The organism is Streptomyces mangrovisoli (assembly GCF_000974985.2).
Lineage (GTDB): Bacteria > Actinomycetota > Actinomycetes > Streptomycetales > Streptomycetaceae > Streptomyces > Streptomyces mangrovisoli.
In genome coordinates this window covers 175,662-194,430 of record NZ_LAVA02000034.1, presented here as the reverse complement: position 1 = coordinate 194,430, position 18,769 = coordinate 175,662, and the positions used below count along the sequence as shown (strand labels likewise).

Here is an 18,769-nt window from a genome sequence, read left to right as displayed (position 1 = left end):
GTGTTGGTTCTGAAACCACGAACAGCCCCATGTTGTTTACGGCATGGTGCGGCATTGTTCGACAGTTTCATAGTGTTTCGGTGGTCATAGCGTGAGGGAAACGCCCGGTTACATTCCGAACCCGGAAGCTAAGCCTCACAGCGCCGATGGTACTGCAGGGGGGACCCTGTGGGAGAGTAGGACACCGCCGAACTACCTTTAGAGCTCCGGTTCTTGGGCTACACAGCCCAGGAACCGGAGCTTTTTTGCGTTGAGGTAAGGTCAGGGGGCATCGTTGGCACATTTTCTATCAGGAGGCCCCCGGGTGGAGGTCCAGGAGACCCGCGTCCAGACAGACCGGGTCCTCACCATCCCGAACATCCTCAGCATGGCCCGGTTGGCCGGCGTCCCCATCTTTCTGTGGCTGATCCTCAGGCCGGAGTTCGGAGGCCCCCAGAGCGACGGCTGGGCCCTGCTCGTGCTGGCGTTCAGCGGCATCAGCGACTATCTGGACGGCAAGCTGGCCAGGCGCTGGAACCAGATCAGCAGCCTCGGCCGGATCCTCGACCCGGCCGCCGACCGGCTGTACATCCTTTCGACGCTGGTGGGCCTCACCTGGCGGGAGATCCTGCCCGTCTGGCTGACGGCCGTTCTGCTGGCGCGCGAGCTGGTTCTGCTGGTGATGGTGGGCATCCTCAGGCGGCACGGCTATCCGCCGCCGCAGGTGAACTTCCTCGGGAAGGCCGCCACCTTCAACCTGATGTACGCCTTCCCGCTGTTGCTGCTCAGTGACGGAAGTGGTTGGATCGCGTCACTCGCCGCCATTTTCGGATGGGCGTTCGCCGGATGGGGTACGACCCTGTATTGGTGGGCAGGAGTGCTGTACGTGGTACAGGTCCGCCGTGTGGTTCGCGCGGACGCCATGGCCGATTGAGCTCGTCGGAATGTCCTGACGTAGCGGCTCGTTGGCCCGCCGCCGAAAAGTGCGGGACAATCTTCACGGGTGAAGTCGGCTAGACCGTCGTCTCTTGGAGGAGGACGCTTCCGACATGAAGGCCGTCGTGATGGCCGGTGGCGAGGGCACACGCCTTCGCCCCATGACCTCGAGCATGCCCAAGCCGCTCCTGCCGGTGGCAAACCGGCCGATCATGGAGCACGTGCTGAGGCTGCTCAAAAGGCATGGGCTCAACGAGACCGTCGTAACTGTCCAGTTCCTTGCTTCGCTCGTCAAGAACTACTTCGGTGACGGCGAGGAGCTCGGTATGGAGCTCACTTATGCCAACGAGGAGAAGCCACTCGGTACCGCCGGAAGCGTCAAGAACGCCGAAGAGGCGTTGAAGGACGATGCCTTCCTCGTGATTTCCGGCGATGCCCTGACCGACTTCGACCTCACCGAGCTGATCAATTTCCACAAGGAGAAGGGCGCTCTGGTCACCGTGTGTCTCACACGTGTGCCCAACCCCTTGGAATTCGGCATCACCATCGTGGATGAGGAAGGCAAGGTCGAACGCTTCCTCGAGAAGCCGACGTGGGGGCAGGTCTTCTCCGACACGGTGAACACGGGCATCTACGTGATGGAGCCCGAGGTGTTCGACTACGTCGAGGCCGATGTGTCGGTCGACTGGTCGGGCGACGTCTTCCCGCAGCTGATGAAGGAAGGCAAGCCCATCTACGGCTACATCGCCGAGGGCTACTGGGAGGACGTCGGCACCCACGAGAGCTATGTGAAGGCCCAGGCGGACGTTCTCGAGGGCAAGGTCGACGTCGAACTCGACGGCTTCGAGATCGCGCCCGGCGTCTGGGTCGCGGAAGGTGCCGAGGTCCACCCCGACGCCGTACTGCGCGGGCCGCTCTACATCGGCGACTACGCCAAGGTGGAAGCCGGCGCGGAGATCCGTGAGCACACCGTCGTCGGGTCCAACGTCGTCGTGAAGACAGGCGCGTTCCTGCACAAGGCCGTGGTCCACGACAACGTGTACGTCGGGCAGCAGAGCAATCTGCGCGGCTGTGTCGTCGGCAAGAACACCGACATCATGCGGGCCGCCCGTATCGAGGACGGCGCCGTCATCGGCGACGAGTGCCTGATCGGTGAGGAATCGATTGTCCAGGGCAACGTCCGCGTCTACCCGTTCAAGACGATCGAGGCCGGCGCCTTCGTCAACACGTCCGTGATCTGGGAGTCGCGCGGGCAGGCGCATCTCTTCGGTGCCCGCGGTGTGTCCGGCATCCTGAACGTGGAGATCACGCCGGAGCTGGCGGTCCGCCTGGCGGGTGCGTACGCGACGACGTTGAAGAAGGGGGCGACCGTCACCACGGCGCGCGACCACTCGCGTGGCGCGCGTGCGCTGAAGCGGGCGGTCATCTCCGCGCTCCAGGCGAGCGCCATCGACGTACGGGACCTGGAGAACGTGCCACTGCCCGTGGCGCGTCAGCAGACCGCGCGCGGCAGTTCCGGCGGCATCATGATCCGGACCTCGCCGGGAGTGCCCGACTCGGTGGACATCATGTTCTTCGACGGGGCCGGCGCCGACCTCTCGCAGGGCAGCCAGCGCAAGCTGGACCGGGTGTTCGCCCGCCAGGAGTACCGGCGTGCGTTCCCCGGCGAGATCGGCGACCTCTACTTCCCGGCGTCCGTGTACGACTCGTACACCGGGTCGTTGCTGCGGAATGTCGACACCACCGGGATCGCCGAGTCCGGTCTGAAGGTCGTCGTGGACGCCTCCAACGGCTCCGCGGGTCTGGTGCTGCCGAGCCTGCTGGGCAAGCTCGGTGTGGACTCGCTGACCGTCAACCCGGGTCTCGACGAGGCCCGGCCCACGGAGACGGCCGAACAGCGGCGGTCCGGGCTGGTGCGGCTCGGTGAGATCGTGGCGTCCTCCGGGGCCGCGTTCGGTGTGCGGTTCGACCCCGTGGGCGAGCGGCTGTCGCTCGTCGACGAGAAGGGCCGGATCATCGAGGACGACCGGGCGCTGCTGGTGATGCTCGACCTGGTGGCCGCGGAGCGGCGCAGCGGGCGGGTGGCGCTGCCGGTCACGACGACGCGGATCGCCGAGCAGGTGGCGGCGTACCACGGCACGCAGGTCGAGTGGACGACCACCTCGCCGGACGACCTGACCCGGGTCGGCCGTGAGGAGGGCACCATCTTCGGCGGCGACGGCAAGGGCGGTTTCATCGTCCCGGAGTTCAGCGGTGTCTACGACGGTACGGCGGCGTTCGTACGGCTCATCGGGCTGGTGGCGCGCACGCAGCTCACCCTGAGCCAGATCGACGCGCGGATTCCGCGGGCTCATGTCATCAAGCGGGATCTGGCGACCCCGTGGGCGGTCAAGGGCCTGGTCATGCGTCGGGTCGTCGAAGCGGCGGGAGACCGCTCCGTCGACACCACGGACGGGGTGCGGGTGGTCGAGACCGACGGGCGCTGGGTGATGGTGCTGCCGGATCCGGCCGAGGCGGTCACGCACCTGTGGGCCGAGGGTCCCGACGACGCCTCCGCGCAGGCGTTGCTGGACGAGTGGTCGGCGATCGTGGACAGTGCCGGTCGCTGACGCGTCCGTGTCAGGCGTCGTGCGTCCCTTCTTGTAGCGGGCCGCCGGAGTTCCACTCCGGCGGCCCGTCGCCGTTCGGCGGCCCGTCGTCGTACGGCAGCGCGGCCGTGCGGGTGGCCGTGTCACTCTCCCGTGGCGGGCGGGCGGATCGTGGCAGCGGGCGGCATATGCCGAAAAGCGCACTACGCGCGCGTGCTGGACAACCGTCCCCAAGGGGGTCTGTCCGGCACCTTGGTGGGGCCATTCGGAGGTACCGGTCGCGACATGCGACGATGTGCGTCATGCCGCAGCAACCCCCCGTTCGGAGCACAGCGACGCGGCCGTCCCGGCCGGACGCGTCCATGTCGTTGATCACCAACGTCATGGACCACAGCCTCGACGACGGATACGCCGAGGCGGCCGCCCGCAGGAAAGCGGCGGGCGAGGGCGGTCTGCCCAAGACGCTGAGCGCCCGGCTCGTGCTGGCCGCGGGCCTGGTGCTCGCCGCGCTCGTGGTGACCGTGGGTGCGGCTCAGGCGCGGGTGGCGGCGCCCGTGGTGGCCAAGGAGCGCCAGGAGCTGATCGACAGGATCGACCGGGAGACCAAGGCCGCCGACAAGCTCGAGAGCAATGTCAACAAGCTGCGCGACGACGTGAGCGACCGGCAGCGGGCCGCGCTGCGGACCAGCGGCGGCAGCGCGCAGGCGGACCTGGTGGGCATCCTCTCGGGGGCCACGGCCGTCCATGGTCCCGGCGTGAAGCTGGTCGTGAACGACGCCAAGGAAGCCACTTCGGGCGGCAACGGCGATCCGCGCGAGACAGCAGACTTCTCCGACACCGGCCGGGTGCGCGACCGCGACATGCAGCGCGTCGTGAACGGGCTGTGGCAGGCGGGGGCGGAGGCCGTGTCGATCAACGGGCAGCGGCTGACGGCCCTGTCGGCGATCCGGGCCGCCGGTGACGCGATACTGGTCGACAACAGGCCGCTGGTACCGCCGTACACGGTGCTGGCGGTGGGGGACGGGAACCGGCTGAGCACGAGGTTCCAGAACGGCGCCGACGGGCTGTATCTGCACGCCCTGGAAGAGAACTACGGCATCCGGGCCACGATCTCCACGGAGAGCGACCTCCGGCTGCCGGCCGCACCGAGTGTGATCGTACGTACCGCACAGCCGAGCACTGAGAAGGGCACATCGTGATCGCCGTACTGGGCCTCGTCGTGGGAGTCGTGGCCGGCCTGTTGGTCCGGCCTGAGGTTCCGGCGATGGTCGAGCCGTATCTGCCGATCGCCGTCGTGGCGGCGCTGGACGCCGTCTTCGGTGGTCTGCGGGCCATGCTCGACGGCATCTTCGACGACAAGGTCTTCGTGGTCTCGTTCCTGTCGAACGTGGTCGTGGCGGCGCTGATCGTGTTCCTGGGCGACAAGCTGGGCGTCGGGGCCCAGCTCTCGACCGGTGTGGTGGTCGTCCTCGGCATCCGGATCTTCTCCAACGCCGCGGCCATCCGGCGACACGTCTTCCGGGCGTGAGAGCGGCGTGACATCGATGAGCAACGAGGACGAGCGGCCCGAGAACGGGCCGCGCGAGGAACTTCCCGCCGAGGCGCCCGCCTCTCCGGGCGCCCCGCCCGTGCCCGAGCGGCAGGCGCCCGGACCGTCGGCCGCCGGCGAGCAGCCGCCGGGACCGTCCGCCGACGGCCCCCGGCCGGCGTCCGCCGGTGTGCAGCCGCCGGCCGGCCGTGCGCGGCCGTACACCGCCGACGTCAGGCCGGCCGCCCAGCCGCCCGGCGGCGGTCAGCCGCCTTTCGGTGGCGCACGGCCTGTGTCCGGTGCACCTCGGCCACCCGCCGGGGACACGCAGCCGCGCGCGGGTGTTCGGCCTGGTGACGCGCAGCCGCCGGCCGCCGACGCTCGCCCGCCCTTCGGCGGTACGTCGCGTTCCGCCGGTGACGCGCGGCCTCCGGCCGGGGACGGGCAGCCGTCCGGCGGCGGTCGCCCGCCCTTCGGCGGTACGTCGTCCGCCGCGGGTGACGCGCGCCCGTCCGCCGGGGGCGCGCAGCCGTCGCCCGGTGGTGTGCGGCCGCCGTTCCGTGGCGGACAGCCTCCCGCCGGTGCGGCGCGGCCGTCGTCCGGAGATGCGCAGCCCCCTGCTCCTGGCGGTCGTTCGGCCTTCCCCGGCGACCGGCCGTCCGCGCGGGATCCGCGGCCTCCGGTCGGGGACGCGCAGCCGTCCGCGGGTGGCGGTCGCCCGCCGTTCGGTGGCGTACGGCCTCCCGCCGGCGACTCACGTACTTCCGCGGGGGACGCGCGGCCGCCTCAGGACGGTGGCCGGCCCCCGGCCGGTCCCGCACAGCCGCCCAGGGGTGGTCTTAGGCCCCCGGCCGGTCACGCGGGGCCCCCCGCCGGTCACGCGGGGCCTCCTGGTGGTCACGTGGGGCCTCCTGCCGCGAACCCCCGTACTCCTGGCGTGAATCCGGGCCCGGGCGCGGTGCACCAGGGTCGGCCAGGCGGGGCGGTGACGCCTCCCGGTGGCCAGGGAGGACCGACGGCCGGTGCGGTACGGCAGTCCGGCGGACCGGTGCGGCCGCCCGCCGGGGACACGGTGTCTCCCGGCGCCGGTCACGCCCGCGTTGCGGGGCCTGCCGGGCGCGTCGCGGGGTCTTCCGTCGCGGAACCGGAACCGTCCGGTGCGGTTCCGGCGTCACCCGCCGTGGGCCTCGTACTGCCGCCACAGGCCGGCCCGGCCGGCGACGGCGGGCAGCGGCCCGAGGCGGAGTCCGGCCGGGAGGGTGCCGCGGAGAAGTCCACGGCGTCGCTGACCGGCCGGCAGCGACTGGTGCAGGGCCTGTGGCCGCCGCGCCTGTCGCGGGCCCAACTCATCGTCGCCGTGCTGCTGTTCGGGCTCGGATTCGGCCTGGCCGTCCAGGTCGCGTCCAACAGTGACAGCGACAGCGCGTTGCGGGGTGCGCGCCAGGAGGATCTTGTGCGCATCCTCGATGAACTGGACGACCGTACGCAGCGTCTTCAAGACGAGAAGCAGGGTCTCGAAAAGCAGCGCGACGAACTGGAGAACAGTTCGAACCAGGCCGCGGAGGCCCGCAAGCAGACCGCCGAGAAGGAGAAGCAGCTCGGCATCCTGGCGGGCACCGTGGCCGCGCAGGGACCCGGCATCACGATGACGATCGAGGACACGAAGGGGGCGGTCCAGGCGGACATGCTGCTCGACGCGATCCAGGAACTGCGCGCGGCCGGCGCGGAGGCGATCCAGGTGAACGGTGTGCGGGTCGTCACCAACACGTATCTGACGGATTCGGGCAAGAGCGTCGACGTCGACGGGAACAAGATCACCGCTCCCTATCGTTTCAAGGTCATCGGCAAGCCCCAGGACCTGGAGCCGGCGCTCAACATCCCCGGCGGTGTGGTGCAGACTCTGGAGAAGGAGCAGGCCACGGTGTCGGTCGAGCGATCCGACAAGATCGTTGTGGATGCCTTGCGGGCCGCGAAGCAGCCTGACTACGCTCGGTCGTCCTCCCGGTGAACCGGGGGTGCATGTGGCCCGTCCGGCAGGGGCATGAGGTTGCGGGGGGTCGGCGCACCGATCCGCTGGTGCTTGGTGGAAACTGTCTGGTGGATACGGACGTTGTGAGGGTGTCCGGGTCGGCCGGTGAAGGCAATCAGGGTTCGTCCTGCCCCACGGGCGGGTCTGTTTCGGTCAAGGGGAATCGCCCGTGAAGTTGTTTGGGAAGTTGTTCGGCAAGAGCGCGCGTGAGGGCAACGAGAACGCGACTGCGCGTCATCGCGCACAGCCTGATGCAGAGGGCCAGCGGCCCCTGTTCCGGGATCAGGTTCCCGGTGGTGAGGGCGCGGCGTCAGTTGACCCTGCCCGGTCCGGCGGCATAGGTTTCGGGCAACCGTCAACCTCAAGTACGGGTGGAGGGTTCACCGCCGACCCGTACGCGTCCAACGCCCTGGCAGGGCAGGAGGATCCGTCGATGCCGGTCCAGGTGTGTTCGAGGTGCGGTAACCGCAATGCGGAGAACGCCCGCTTCTGCTCCAACTGCGGTGCCCCGCTGCGCCCCGGAGCGGTCCCGGAGCGTGCCTCCGAGACGACTTCCACGATCTCCATCTCCGGCATCGAGGCGTACGACGCCGAGGTGACCGGTCAGACGCAGATGCCGACGCTGTCGCCCGAGGCGCAGGCCGCCGTCGACGCGCTGCCGCTGGGCTCGGCCCTGCTGGTGGTGCGCCGCGGTCCGAACTCCGGCAGCCGCTTCCTGCTGGACGGTGAGCTGACCACGGCCGGCCGCCACCCGCAGAGCGACATCTTCCTGGACGACGTGACGGTCTCGCGTCGCCATGTGGAGTTCCGGCGCAGCCCGGACGGCTCGTTCACGGTGGCCGACGTCGGCAGCCTCAACGGCACCTACGTCAACCGTGAGCGGATCGACCAGGTCGGCCTGTCCAACGGCGACGAGGTCCAGATCGGCAAGTACCGTCTGGTGTTCTACGCGAGCCGCCAGGGCATCTGACCCGACCCCCGAGGGAAGGTCCATGCTTCGCACACCGAGTGGCGGTGCCGGACACGGCACCGCCGCCACGGACAGAGAGCTGATGAGCATCGGCACGGTGCTGACCGTGCTGCGCGACGAATTCCCCGAAGTCACCATCTCCAAGATCCGCTTCCTGGAGTCCGAGGGGCTCATCGAGCCGCGCCGGACGCCGTCCGGGTACCGCAAGTTCAGCGGTCAGGACGTCGAGCGCCTCGGGCATGTGCTGCGGATGCAGCGGGATCACTATCTGCCGCTGAAGGTGATCCGCGAGCACCTGGACGCCATGGAGCGCGGTGAGGCGGTGCAACTGCCGGTCGTGGGCCGGCAGCGGGACGGCGAGAACGCGCCGCCGTCCGCCGACGGCCCGACGGCGGCCCGCATCGGCCGCGCCGAGCTGCTCGCGGCGGCGGAGATCGCGGAGGGCGACCTCGAGGAGTGGGAGTCGTACGGCCTGATCGCGCCCGTGGCGGACGGCGTCTACGACGGCGAGTCGGTCACGGTGGCCACCCTTGTGGCGGAGCTGGGCCGGTTCGGCATCGAGCCGCGGCATCTGCGCGTGATGAAGGCCGCCGCGGACCGTGAGGCGGGTCTGGTGGATCAGGTGGTGGCCCCGCTGAAGCGGCATCGCAATCCTCAGACCAGGGCCCACGCCGAAGCGCGCACCAAGGAGCTGGCGGCGCTCTCGGTGCGGCTGCACGCGGCGCTGGTGCAGACGGCGCTGGGCGTGCGGCTGCCCTGAGGGCGGCTGGTGCGGGACGGCCGGATCGGCCGCCTGTTCCGGGCCCGACTACCCAAACGTCCCGGGCACGGCCTAGGGTTGCTGTGTGAACGAGCTCGATGTCGTAGGTGTCCGGGTCGAAATGCCCTCGAACCAACCGATCGTGCTCCTGCGCGAAGTGGGAGGGGACCGGTACCTCCCCATCTGGATCGGCCCCGGGGAGGCGACGGCGATCGCCTTCGCCCAGCAGGGCATGGCCCCCGCACGACCGCTCACCCACGACCTGTTCAAGGACGTGCTGGAGGCGGTCGGTCAGGAGCTCACCGAAGTGCGTATCACGGATCTGCGTGAGGGCGTCTTCTACGCGGAGCTGGTGTTCGCCAGCGGGGTCGAGGTGAGCGCGCGCCCGTCCGACGCCATAGCGCTGGCCCTGCGCACCGGCACGCCGATCTACGGCAGCGACACGGTGCTCGACGACGCGGGGATCGCGATCCCGGACGAGCAGGAGGACGAGGTCGAGAAGTTCCGCGAGTTCCTCGACCAGATCTCGCCCGAGGACTTCGGCACCAGCAATCAGTGAGACGCGGTGCCGGGGGCCGGGCTCACCGGATCGGGACGCGCCGGGCTCGGGCGGAAATGCGCGGCATGTGCCGGCGGCCATTGAGAGCGTCCTGCGGCCCGTCGGGAGAGCATTCGGCTAGCCTTTCCCCGCGGTGGGGTGCGGGAAACCACTCCTAGGGTGATTATCACTCGGCGTGCCGAGTGTGGCGATCGTTGACGCACCCCTGGTGACTGCCTACCGTCGAGAAGGCAGGTCAAGGACGGAGGTCGGCGTGAGCAGCAGCGGCGACGGTACGGCCGGGGGTTTCCCCGGACGCGCTTTCGGGGAGAGCGGTCCGTATCCGCCCCCGGCGGCTCGGCTCCGTCCGAGCGGCGGCGCGGCCGAGCGCGCTCCGCAGCGACCTGCGGCCGTGCCGAGCAGCGGAGGGGCGACGTCCATGACGTCCGAGCAGATCGGCTATCGAGGTCCGACGGCGTGCGCCGCCGCGGGCATCACCTACCGGCAACTGGACTACTGGGCGCGCACCGGTCTCGTCGAGCCGAGCGTGCGGCCCGCGTACGGGTCCGGCACGCAGCGGCTGTACAGCTTCCGCGACGTCGTCGTACTGAAGATCGTCAAGCGCTTCCTCGACACGGGGGTGTCGCTCCAGAACATCCGTACGGCCGTCGTGCATCTGAGGGAACGCGGTTTCCGCGACCTCGAGCGCATGACCTTGATGAGCGACGGCGCCACCGTCTACGAGTGCACCTCGCCCGACGAGGTGCACGCCCTGCTCCAGGGCGGTCAGGGGATCTTCGGGATCGCGGTCGGCGTGGTGTGGCGGGACGTGGAGAACGCCTTGTCGCAGCTGCACGGGGAGCGGGTCGACACCGGGGAGACCCTCGTCGGCCAGAACCCGGCCGACGAACTCGCGCGGCGCCGCAACCGGGCGGTCTAGCGGCCCGCGGCCCCTCCCGGACGACGGCCTTCCGGGACGGCAGGCGCTTTCCGTCCGCACCCGCTGCGCGGGCCGACGGCGGCGTTGTCAGTGGTGTGGTGCAGCATCGGAGATGTGAGAACCGCGCCCACCATCCTGCATCTCGACATGGATGCCTTCTTCGCGCAGGCGGAGCAGGCGTCCAAGCCGAGCCTGCGCGGGAAGGCGGTCGTCGTGGGCGGCCTCGGCCCGCGCGGCGTGGTGGCCACGGCGTCGTACGAGGCGCGGGTCTTCGGAGTGCACTCCGCCATGCCCATGGCCCAGGCGCGCCGACTCGCCCCGAACGCCGCCTATCTCGTGCCGCGCTTCGCCTTCTATCGTTCGATCAGCGGCCAGGTGATGGAGCTGCTGCACTCGCTGTCGCCGCTGGTGGAGCCGTTGAGTCTGGACGAGGCGTTCGTCGACCTGGAGGCGGCCGGCGCCGCCTGGGACGCCGAGTCGGCGCGGCTGACCGGGGTGAGGCTGCGCGAGGACATCCGTGCCGTCACCGGCCTGACCGGCTCGGTGGGCCTCGCCGCCTCCAAGATGCTCGCGAAGATCGCCTCCGAGCAGGCCAAGCCGGACGGCCTGGTGCTGATCGAGCCGGGCACCGAGCGGGCGCTGCTCGGACCGATGTCGGTGCGCACCCTCCCCGGCGTCGGACCGGCCACCGGGGACCATCTGCGGCGGGCCGGGATCACCACGGTCGACGAGATCGCCGAGGCGGGTGAGGACGAACTCGTGCGACTCGTCGGCAAGGCACACGGGCACGCGCTGTACGCGATGGCGCTGGCGCACGACGACCGTCCGGTGGTGGCCGAGCGGGAGGCCAAGTCGGTGTCCGTCGAGGACACCTACGACGTGGACATCCACGACCGGCTCCGGGTCGGCATGGAGGTGCAGCGGCTGGCCGACCGCTGCGTGCGCCGGCTGCGCGCCGCGGGGCTGTCGGGGCGGACGATCGTGCTCAAGGTACGGCGCTACGACTTCTCCACGCTGACCCGCTCCGAGACGCTGCGGGGGCCCACCGACGACCCGGCGGTGGTGCGGGAGGCCGCGGCCAGGCTGCTGGAGTCCGTCGACACCACGGGCGGGGTGCGGCTGCTCGGGGTGGGCGTCAGCGGCCTCGCCGACTACACGCAGGAGGATCTGTTCGCGCAGGCGGCCGGGGTGGTCGTGGACGGGCTCGAGGAGGAGCCCGCCGCGGTCCGCTCCGCCGAGTCGGCCGCGGCGGAGCGGACCGCGCCGGTGGAGCGGCGCTGGCCCGCGGGCCACGACGTGCACCACGCCGAGCACGGGCACGGGTGGGTGCAGGGCAGCGGCCTGGGCCGGGTCACCGTGCGCTTCGAGACGCCCGACTCGGGGCGCGGCAGGGTGCGCACCTTCCGTGTCGACGACCCGGACCTGGAACCGGCCGAACCGCTGCCGCTGGTGGCACGAAGACCCGGCGAGGGCGCGCCGGACCCCCAGGCCCGGGCCCCCGAGGCCCAGGACCCCCCGGCCCGGATCCCCGCGGCCCAGGCCTCACCACCCCGGGTCTCCCTGACCCGCCAGTCACCGGCCCGGGAGTCACCGGTCCGGCAGTCACCGGTCCGGCAGTCACCGGCCCGGGAGTATCCGGCTGGGGACCAGCCGGTCCTGGAGCATCCGGCTCGGGATCAGGCCGCCCGGGACGGTCAGGTTCAGGAGCGGTCGGCGCAGGACCCGTCGGCTGAGGATCGGTCGGCCTAGGACTGGTCGGCGCGGGACCGGCCGGGTCGGGATCAGCCCGCCCAAGGCCATCCGGCCCAGGACGGCCCGGCTCAGGACCCCTCAGCCAATGCCACCACGGCTACGGCACCCCGATCGACGCCACCCTGGGCTCCCCGGCGACGACACCCCGGCCGACGTCACCCCGCGCCCCCCGGCCCACGGCACCCCGCCCCCTCCTCGAACCCCCGGAGGGACCCCGTCAGGTCTCGTCTGAGCCTGCCAGGCGGCCGAAGTCGTGGTCCGGCACGGGTGGGGGAGCGGCGACGTCCAGGCCGTAGTGGTGGTAGAGCTGCAGCTCCTGCTCGGGGGAGAGGTGGCGGCCCACGCCGAAGTCCGGGGCGTCCTTGATCAGGGCGCGTTCGAACGGGACGTGCAGTGTCCCCTCGACCAGTTTGCTGGGTTCCAGAGGAACGAAGGCGTCTCTGGAGAACAGGCCGGTGCGTATGGCCGCCCACTCCGGCACGCCGGTCGCGTCGTCGAGGTAGACCTCGTCGATGGTGCCGATCTTGGTGCCGTTGCGGTCGAACGCCTTGCGGCCGATCAGGTGCCGCGGATCGATGTCGGTCTGCACGGGCCCTCCACTTGGTCGCAACTCATCCGTTAGCACTACAAAAGTGCACAACGGGGAAGGCGGCCACTCGAGGGCCCGCGCGCCGACCTCGCTGGTAGGCTGACAGCGGCTGCTGACCCCGCGCGGGAGAGTCCTCCAGGAATGATCCGGAGGCGCCGAAGGAGCAAATCCTCCCCGGAATCTCTCAGGCACACGTACCGCACGGACGAGGTCACTCTGGAAAGCAGGGCGTGCGCCGCGGCGTGCGCCCTCACCGACGGTGAAAGCCGGGAGCCTTCGGGCGGCCCGGTGAAGCTCTCAGGTCGAGATGACAGAGGGGGAGGCTGTCCGGGTACCCGTGCCGTGGTGCCCCCGAAGGTCGTGCAGACCAGGAGGCCGCCGTAATGACCCCTCGCATCCCGCTCTCGGCGCTCGAACAGGGCATCCCCTTCGAGCTGCGCCACATCGGGCCCGACCTGGAGGCGCGGGCCAAGATGCTCGCCCACGTCGGGTACGGCTCGCTCGACGAGCTCACCGCGGCCGCCGTGCCGGACGTGATCAAGAACGCCGACGCCCTCGACCTGCCCGGCGCGCGCACCGAGGCCGAGGTGCTGGCGGAGCTGCGCTCCCTCGCCGACCGCAACCAGGTCCTCGGCTCCATGATCGGACTCGGCTACTACGGCACGTTCACGCCGCCGGTGATCCTGCGCAACGTCATGGAGAACCCCGCCTGGTACACGGCGTACACGCCCTACCAGCCGGAGATCTCGCAGGGCCGCCTGGAGGCCCTGCTGAACTTCCAGACCCTGGTCGCCGACCTCACCGGCCTGCCCACCTCGGGCGCCTCCCTCCTCGACGAGGGCACGGCCGCCGCCGAGGCGATGGCGCTGTCCCGGCGCATGGGCAAGAACAAGAAGGGCCTCTTCCTGGTCGACGCGGACGCCCTGCCGCAGACCGTCGCCGTGATCGAGACCCGCGCCGAGCCGACCGGCGTCGAGATCGTCGTCGCCGACCTCGCCGACGGCATCCCGGCCGAGCTCGACGGCCGCGAGATCAACGGCGTGCTGATCCAGTACCCGGGCGCCTCCGGTGCCGTACGCGACATCAAGGCGGTCGTCGACCAGGCGCACGAGCGGGGCGCCCTCGTCACCGTCGCCGCCGACCTGCTCGCGCTGACCCTGCTGGTCTCGCCCGGCGAGCTGGGCGCGGACATCGCGATCGGCACCACCCAGCGCTTCGGCGTCCCGATGGGCTTCGGCGGCCCGCACGCCGGTTACATGGCCGTGCACGAGAAGTTCGCCCGCAGCCTGCCCGGCCGCCTGGTCGGCGTCTCCGTCGACGCCGACGGCAACAAGGCGTACCGCCTCGCCCTCCAGACCCGCGAGCAGCACATCCGCCGCGAGAAGGCCACCAGCAACATCTGCACCGCGCAGGTGCTGCTCGCCGTGATGGCCGGCATGTACGGCGTCTACCACGGCCCCGACGGCCTGCGCGCGATCGCCCGCCGCACCCACCGCTACGCCACGATCCTCGCCGCGGGCCTCACGGCCGGCGGGGTCGAGATCGTCCACGGCGCGTACTTCGACACGCTCACCGCGCGCGTCGCGGGCCGCGCCGCCGAGGTCGTCTCCGCGGCCCGGGAGCGGGGCGTCAACCTGCACCTGGCCGACGCCGACCACGTCTCCCTCGCCTGCGACGAGACCACCACCCGCGACCAGCTCGCGGCCGTGTGGGCGGCGTTCGGCGTCGAGGCCGACGTGGAGGCGCTGGACGCGGTCACCGAGGACACCCTCCCGGCCGCCCTGCTGCGCTCGGACGACTACCTCACCCACCCCGTCTTCCACGAGCACCGCTCCGAGACCGCGATGCTGCGCTACCTGCGCCGGCTGTCCGACCGCGACTACGCGCTCGACCGCGGCATGATCCCGCTGGGCTCCTGCACCATGAAGCTCAACGCGACCACCGAGATGGAGCCGGTCACCTGGCCGGAGTTCGGGCAGCTGCACCCCTTCGCGCCCGCCGAGCAGGCCGAGGGCTACCTCACGCTCATCCACGAGCTGGAGGACCGCCTCGCCGAGGTCACCGGCTACGACAAGGTCTCCCTCCAGCCCAACGCCGGTTCGCAGGGCGAGCTGGCGGGCCTGCTGGCCGTGCGCGGCTACCACCGCGCCAACGGCGACGAGCAGCGCACGATCTGCCTGATCCCGTCCTCCGCGCACGGCACCAACGCCGCCAGCGCCGTGATGGCCGGCATGAAGGTCGTCGTCGTGAAGACCGCCGAGGACGGCGAGATCGACGTCGCCGACCTGCGCGCGAAGATCGAGCAGCACCGTGACGAGCTCTCCGTGCTCATGATCACCTACCCGTCCACGCACGGGGTGTTCGAGGAGCACGTCGCCGACATCTGCGCCCAGGTCCACGAGGCCGGCGGTCAGGTCTACGTCGACGGCGCCAACCTCAACGCCCTGGTCGGCCTCGCCAAGCCGGGCCACTTCGGCGGCGACGTCTCGCACCTGAACCTGCACAAGACGTTCTGCATCCCGCACGGCGGCGGCGGTCCGGGCGTCGGCCCGGTCGCGGTGCGCTCGCACCTGGCGCCGTACCTGCCGAACCACCCGATGCAGCCCGCCGCGGGCCCGGAGACGGGCGTCGGCCCGATCTCCGCCGCCCCGTGGGGCTCCGCCGGCATCCTGCCGATCTCGTGGGCGTACGTCCGTCTCATGGGCGGCGAGGGCCTGAAGCGCGCCACGCAGGTGGCCGTGCTGTCCGCCAACTACATCGCCAAGCGCCTGGAGCCGCACTTCCCCGTGCTCTACACCGGCCCCGGCAACCTGGTCGCGCACGAGTGCATCATCGACCTGCGCCCGCTCACCAAGGCGACCGGCGTGAGCGTCGACGACGTCGCCAAGCGTCTGATCGACTACGGCTTCCACGCGCCGACCATGTCGTTCCCGGTGGCCGGCACGCTGATGATCGAGCCGACCGAGTCCGAGGACCTGGCCGAGCTGGACCGGTTCTGCGACGCGATGATCGCCATCCGCGCGGAGATCGAGAAGGTCGGCGCGGGCGAGTGGCCGGCGGACGACAACCCGCTGGGCAACGCCCCGCACACCGCGGCCGCGCTGGGCGGCGCGTGGGAGCACGCGTACTCGCGCGAGGCGGCCGTGTTCCCGGCCGGGGTCGTACCGGCCGACAAGTACTGGCCGCCGGTGCGCCGCATCGACCAGGCGTACGGCGACCGCAACCTGGTCTGCTCGTGCCCGCCGCTGGACGCGTACGAGGACTGAGATCTCGTCGAGGCGAGCAGACCTCGTCGAGGTGAGCAGCTGAGCAGATGAGAGGGGCCCCGCACGGCGGGGCCCCTCCGCTCGTGTGCGGGGTGCTCAGGCCGGATACGCGTGCGTCTGCGCGGCCTTCACCGTCGCCCAGACCTCGGCGCCCGGATGCAGGCCGAGTTCGGCCGCGGCGACCGTCGTGAGGTCGGCCGCCAGCGCCAGTTCGCCGCCGAGGTCCGCGCGGATCTGGTCGCCGTGCGTCTCCAGGCCGGAGACCTCGCAGCGCCACAGGTTGCGGGCGCTGGTCCCGGTCGGCCGCTCGCGGTGCAGGGTGACCGCGCTCGGCGGGAACGCCACGAACACCTCGCCGGTGAGGGGCTCGGTGGTGGTGAGGGCGGGCCCCGCGTCGAGCCGCACGGTGTGGCCGTCGGACCGGCCCCGGTAGAGGTTCAGGCCCACCAGCTGCGCGATGTAGTCGGTGCGCGGGTGCCGGGCGATGTGCGTGGGCGACCCCTCCTGCACCACGCGGCCGCCCTCGATCACCACGAGCCGGTCGGCCAGCACCATCGCGTCCAGCGGATCGTGTGTGACGAGCACGGCGACCGCCTCGAACTCGGCCAGATGGCGCCTCAGCTGGGAGCGGATGTCGAGGCGGGTGCGGGCGTCCAGGGCGGCGAGCGGCTCGTCCAGCAGGAGCAGCCGGGGGCGGATCGCCAGCGCGCGAGCGAGGGCGACGCGCTGGGCCTGACCGCCCGACAGGCGGCGCGGCTTGGCGCCCGCGTGCTCGGCGAGGCCCATGCGCGCCAGCCACTCGGCGGCCAGCGCGCGCGCCTGCGCCTTGCCGAGGCCCTGACAGCGCGGCCCGAACGCCACGTTGTCGAGCGCGCTCAGATGCGGGAAGAGCAGATAGTCCTGGAACACCACGCCGACCGGCCGGGATTCGGGCGGCGTACCGTCCAACTCGGCCCCGTCGAGCCGGAGACGACCGCCGCTGAGCGGGGTCAGCCCGGCGAGCGCGCGCAGCGCGGTGGTCTTGCCAGCGCCGTTGGGCCCGAGCAGCGCGACGACGTCACCGGGCGCCGCGGTGAGCGCGACGTCGAGACGGAAGCTGCCGCGCTCGACGAGGAGACGGGCGTCCAGTCCCTCCCGGGCCGGGTCGTCGCCACTGCCGGTGTCCGCCGCGGTCTTGTCGATGTCCGTCATGAAGCGGCCGTCATCCAGCGGTCCCGCAGCCCCGCCAGGACCGCGATCGACACCGCCAGCAGCACCAGGCTGAGGGCGATGGCGGCTTCCGGGTCGTTCTGGAGCGCGAGATAGACGGCGAGGGGCATCGTCTGGGTACGGCCGGGGAAGTTGCCGGCGAAGGTGATCGTCGCGCCGAACTCGCCGAGCGCCCGCGCCCAGGCCAGCACCGAACCCGCCGCCACACCGGGCGCGATGAGCGGCAGGGTGACCCGGCGGAAGGCGGTGAAGCGGGAGGCCCCCAGGGTGGTGGCGGCCTCCTCGTAGCGCGGGTCGGCGGCGCGCAGGGTGCCCTCCACGCTGATGACGAGGAACGGCATCGCCACGAACGCCTCCGCGACCACCACGCCCGCCGTCGTGAACGGCAGGGTGATGCCGAACCAGGAGTCCAGCCACTGTCCTACGACACCGTTGCGGCCGAGGGCCATCAGCAGGGCGACACCGCCCACCACCGGGGGCAGCACCAGCGGCAGGGTCACCAGCGCGCGCACCAGACCGCGGCCGGGGAAGTCGGTGCGGGCCAGCAGCCAGGCCAGCGGCACGCCGAGCACCAGACTCACGGCGGTGGCCGCGGTGGCGCAGAGCAGGGAGAGGCGCAGCGCCTGCCACACCTCGGTGCTGGTGAGCTGCTCCGGCATGGTGCTCCACGGCGCCCGGACCAGCAGCGCGACCAGCGGCAGCAGCAGAAAGACGAGGCCGGCCAGCGCGGGCACCAGCAGCGGCAGCGGAGCCCCGCGCACGCCGGTGCGGACACGGCGGCGCCGCGGCCCACCCTTCAGGGTGTCGGCCGCGGCGCCTGAGGTGTCGTAGGACGAGGTCACGGCTTGAGGAATCCGGCGTCGCTCAGCACCTTCTGGCCCTCGGCGGACTGCACGAGGGCGATGAACGCCTTGGCGGCCGCGGCGTTGGGCGCGTCCTTCAGCAGGGCGATCGGGTAGTCGTTGATGGCCTCGGACGATTCGGGGAACTCCACGCCCTCCACCTTGTCACCCGCGGCGTGCACATCGGTCTTGTAGACGACGGCCGCGTCGGCCTCCTTCAGCTCCACCTTGTTCAGGGCGCTCTTGACGTCCTGCTCGTAGGAGACCGGGGTGAGCTTGAGGTTGCTGGCGTCGAGGGCCTTCTGGGCGGCGGCGCCGCAGGGCACCGTCTTGTCGCACAGGACGACCTTCAGGTCCTTGTTCGTCAGGTCCTTGAGGGAGGAGACCTTGTCGGGGTTGCCCGGCAGGGTGGCGATCTCCAGCTGGTTGCGGACGAAGGTGACCGGGGTGGTCGCGTTGTCCTTCTTGTCGGTCACGATCGCCATCGTCTTCGGGCTCGCCGCGGCGAAGACGTCGGCCGGGGCGCCGCCGGTGATGCTCGCGGCGAGGGTGTCGCTGCCACCGAAGTTGAAGGTGACCTTGGTGCCCGGGTGGGCCTTCTCGAACTGCTTGCCGAGCGTCGTGAAGCTCTCCTGGAGGGAGGCCGCGGCGAACACCGTCACGGTGCCGGACAGCTTGGGGGAGGCGGACGAGGAGGAGTCCGACGTGGCGGACGAGTCCGAGTCGGAGGAGGAACAGGCGGTCAGGGCCAGCAGTGCGGCGACTCCCGCGCCGGCGACCTGAAGGGTCCGGCGGGTCCGCTGCACGTTACGGGTGATCACAGGTCTACTCCTCTTTTCCCCA

General features: G+C 71.2%; 15 protein-coding genes, 1 rRNA gene and 1 riboswitch. Of the genes, 12 read left to right on the top strand and 4 right to left on the bottom strand.

Features of this window, described 5'->3' with window-relative positions; all coding sequences use genetic code 11:
• The first annotated feature begins 76 nt into the window (after positions 1-76).
• From rrf to WN71_RS16285, 11 genes are all read left to right on the top strand, one after another.
• Positions 77-193: ribosomal RNA gene (gene rrf / locus WN71_RS16335) — 5S ribosomal RNA — on the top strand.
• Positions 194-304: 111 nt separating this feature from the next.
• Complete coding sequence (gene clsA, locus WN71_RS16330; protein ID WP_046587756.1) at positions 305-913, top strand: cardiolipin synthase ClsA; 609 nt, start codon at positions 305-307, stop codon at positions 911-913.
• A gap of 115 nt (positions 914-1,028) precedes the next feature.
• Positions 1,029-3,524: a mannose-1-phosphate guanyltransferase gene (locus WN71_RS16325; protein ID WP_046587754.1), complete on the top strand. Its 2,496-nt coding sequence runs from the start codon at positions 1,029-1,031 to the stop codon at positions 3,522-3,524.
• A 341-nt stretch (positions 3,525-3,865) separates the two neighbouring features.
• On the top strand, positions 3,866-4,702 hold the full coding sequence (locus tag WN71_RS16320; RefSeq protein WP_046587752.1) for a DUF881 domain-containing protein: 837 nt from the start codon (positions 3,866-3,868) through the stop codon (positions 4,700-4,702).
• Entirely contained in the window at positions 4,699-5,031 is a 333-nt protein-coding gene (locus WN71_RS16315) for a small basic family protein (protein WP_046587749.1), read from the top strand. Before WN71_RS16320 ends, WN71_RS16315 begins: the two co-directional genes overlap by 4 nt.
• 1,180 nt (positions 5,032-6,211) lie before the next feature.
• Positions 6,212-7,039 carry a DUF881 domain-containing protein gene (locus WN71_RS16310; protein ID WP_420856505.1) on the top strand — a complete coding sequence of 276 codons (828 nt, stop codon included), beginning with the start codon at positions 6,212-6,214 and terminating at the stop codon, positions 7,037-7,039.
• A gap of 148 nt (positions 7,040-7,187) precedes the next feature.
• Positions 7,188-8,030 (top strand): FHA domain-containing protein, encoded by an 843-nt coding sequence (locus WN71_RS16305; RefSeq protein WP_240529677.1) that lies wholly within the window; start codon positions 7,188-7,190, stop codon positions 8,028-8,030.
• Positions 8,031-8,052: 22 nt separating this feature from the next.
• Positions 8,053-8,790 carry a transcriptional regulator FtsR gene (gene ftsR, locus WN71_RS16300; RefSeq protein WP_046587744.1) on the top strand — a complete coding sequence of 246 codons (738 nt, stop codon included), beginning with the start codon at positions 8,053-8,055 and terminating at the stop codon, positions 8,788-8,790.
• An 85-nt stretch (positions 8,791-8,875) separates the two neighbouring features.
• Positions 8,876-9,349, top strand: a complete 474-nt coding sequence (locus tag WN71_RS16295) for a bifunctional nuclease family protein (RefSeq protein WP_004934251.1) — start codon at positions 8,876-8,878, stop codon at positions 9,347-9,349.
• Between the two features lie 253 nt (positions 9,350-9,602).
• Positions 9,603-10,268, top strand: coding sequence for a MerR family transcriptional regulator (locus tag WN71_RS16290; RefSeq protein ID WP_206300088.1), 666 nt, complete (start codon positions 9,603-9,605; stop codon positions 10,266-10,268).
• Between the two features lie 114 nt (positions 10,269-10,382).
• Positions 10,383-12,017 carry a DNA polymerase IV gene (locus tag WN71_RS16285; protein ID WP_240529674.1) on the top strand — a complete coding sequence of 545 codons (1,635 nt, stop codon included), beginning with the start codon at positions 10,383-10,385 and terminating at the stop codon, positions 12,015-12,017.
• Positions 12,018-12,237: 220 nt separating this feature from the next.
• On the opposite strand, the gene WN71_RS16280 is transcribed toward WN71_RS16285, so the two are convergent.
• The gene (locus tag WN71_RS16280) at positions 12,238-12,609 is read right to left on the bottom strand and encodes a PRC-barrel domain-containing protein (protein WP_046587737.1); all 372 of its coding nucleotides are present in this window, start codon (positions 12,607-12,609) and stop codon (positions 12,238-12,240) included.
• Positions 12,610-12,722: 113 nt separating this feature from the next.
• A riboswitch (glycine riboswitch) is annotated at positions 12,723-12,819 on the top strand.
• Between the two features lie 173 nt (positions 12,820-12,992).
• Between WN71_RS16280 and gcvP the strand changes: the two genes are divergently transcribed.
• Positions 12,993-15,875 carry an aminomethyl-transferring glycine dehydrogenase gene (gcvP, locus tag WN71_RS16275; RefSeq protein ID WP_046587735.1) on the top strand — a complete coding sequence of 961 codons (2,883 nt, stop codon included), beginning with the start codon at positions 12,993-12,995 and terminating at the stop codon, positions 15,873-15,875.
• A 96-nt stretch (positions 15,876-15,971) separates the two neighbouring features.
• Here the strand turns inward: gcvP and WN71_RS16270 are convergent, their stop codons facing one another.
• Genes WN71_RS16270 through modA form a run of 3 tightly spaced genes read right to left on the bottom strand, consistent with a single transcriptional unit; the run spans position 15,972 to position 18,744 of the window.
• Positions 15,972-17,066, bottom strand: a complete 1,095-nt coding sequence (locus WN71_RS16270; protein WP_046587733.1) for an ABC transporter ATP-binding protein — start codon at positions 17,064-17,066, stop codon at positions 15,972-15,974.
• Entirely contained in the window at positions 17,063-17,926 is an 864-nt protein-coding gene (gene modB / locus WN71_RS16265; protein WP_046587730.1) for a molybdate ABC transporter permease subunit, read from the bottom strand. The genes WN71_RS16270 and modB overlap by 4 nt, the downstream gene beginning before the upstream one ends.
• On the bottom strand, positions 17,923-18,744 hold the full coding sequence (gene modA / locus WN71_RS16260) for a molybdate ABC transporter substrate-binding protein (RefSeq protein ID WP_079177898.1): 822 nt from the start codon (positions 18,742-18,744) through the stop codon (positions 17,923-17,925). The genes modB and modA overlap by 4 nt, the downstream gene beginning before the upstream one ends.
• Positions 18,745-18,769 lie beyond the last annotated feature (25 nt).